The sequence below is a fragment of the Devosia sp. genome, from assembly GCF_017307565.1.
Lineage (GTDB): Bacteria > Pseudomonadota > Alphaproteobacteria > Rhizobiales > Devosiaceae > Devosia.
Map to the genome: position 1 here is coordinate 1 of NZ_JAFKHD010000003.1, position 1,764 is coordinate 1,764.

At 53.4% G+C, this 1,764-nt stretch carries 1 protein-coding gene; it reads left to right on the plus strand.

The features are described 5' to 3' along the window. Nucleotides 1–131 precede the first annotated feature (131 nt). Nucleotides 132–1,764: AAA family ATPase (locus J0I64_RS00020; RefSeq protein WP_291405216.1), on the plus strand; the 1,633-nt coding region annotated here is incomplete at its 3' end.

A 1,764-nucleotide genomic window follows, 5' to 3' on the forward strand; every position in this document is an offset into this window, starting at 1 on the left:
AATTGCGCTTGAACGATCTTATTTCTTTGAAAAGCGGGACGTAAAGACAGAACGTCAGCGAAAATTGCGTGAAATTATTGAGCGTCACACCAATGCAAAGGGTGTCGGCGATGATACTTGATGAGATAAGGTTGCAGGATTTCCGTTGTTTTTACGGCGAATGCAAGATTGAGTTCTCGACAGACAAGGACAGGAACGTCACGCTCATCTACGCGGAAAACGGGGTTGGCAAAACGACTTTGTTGAACGCACTCCTTTGGTGCTTCTACGGGGAAACGACGAGCAGGTTCGAAAAGAAGGAAGACATCCTCAACTATGATGCCAAGAAGGAGGGACGGTCCCTCGCCGCGGTTGAGGTACTGTTCGAACACAATGGCAGCCATTATATCGCCAAGCGGTTCTTTCGCGGGGGCAACGCTTCCGATGGCGGGCGCACCTTCGTCGTAGCGCGCTTCGACCAAGGCGGCCAGGTCGATATCTCATCGCCCGATACCTTTATCAATACCGTTATTCCGCGTGATATGGCCGCCCATTTCCTGTTCGACGGTGAGCATGCAGAGGTTTTCCTCGGTGAGAAGAACCGTGCATCGATTCGCGGTGCCGTGAGAGACATCCTAGGATGCTCGCTGATCGAGACGGCCATTGATGACCTGCAGGCAATCTCAAGCCAGTTTCGCAAACAAATTCCATCAACGCCTGCGACGAAGAAAATCGAAGAACTCAACAACCGCATGGACGCCCTCGGCTCGCAGATCGATACGGCCAGGGAGGAAATCGCTCGTCTTGAAAAATCGCGGCAGCTCACGGAAGAACAAATAGGCGATATCGACACAAAGCTCCGCAATACCGCAGCAGCGAAGGAATTGCAGCGCAGCCGTGAAAGGCTGACCGAGCAAATGCGGCGTGTTGAAAAGAGACAGAAAGAGGCCTCGGACGAGGTCTATAAGTGGCTTGGCGAGAACGGCCGCTTCATCGTGTCCAAAAAGATCACGGAAGAGACTTTCGACTTCCTGAACGACGAATCCCATCGCGGCCGCATCCCGTCTCCCTATAACGAGGAGTTCGTAAAGGATGTTCTCGAAGCCGAGACCTGTATATGCGGTGCTCATCTGACACCTGGTAGCGAAGCCGCAAAGAAGGTCGCGAAACTGCTCGAACGGGCCGCAAATCAGATCATGCGCGACCGGATAGCCAAAGTTCGCGGCCGGCTGAGCAGTCTCAAGTCAGAGCGCGCGAAAGCACCGAATAGGTTGGTACGTGCGAAAGAGCGCCTTGCAGAAGCAAACGAAGAATTTGCGAGCATTGAAGCGCAGCTCGGCGAGATCCACGACAAGCTGAAAGGCATCAATTTTGGCGATATTGCCGCGCGGGAAGAGCGGCGGGAGGGGTTGCGTAAGGAACTTTCTGAAATCGACCGGAGCATAGGCGCTTTTGGCACCGGTATCAGCAATGCCGAACGCGAAAGAGCGCAAATTGATCGCGATATTAATGCGCTTGCGCAGCAGGACAACCAAACTGCCATCTACGCCAAGAGGCGCAACCTTTGTGAATCGATCAAGGGCACGTTGGAGCTGCAACTTGTCGAGGAGGAAACCCATGCCAGAAAGGTGTTGCGCGCGGGCATAAGGAAAATTCTCGAAGCCACGACGCGAAAGGCCCTGAACCTACGCATGTCGGACGACTACGGCATCAGCCTGGTGAATTCCGATGGAATAACGTTACCCAAATCCAGCGGTGAGAACCAACTTCTCGGATTGGCTTTTA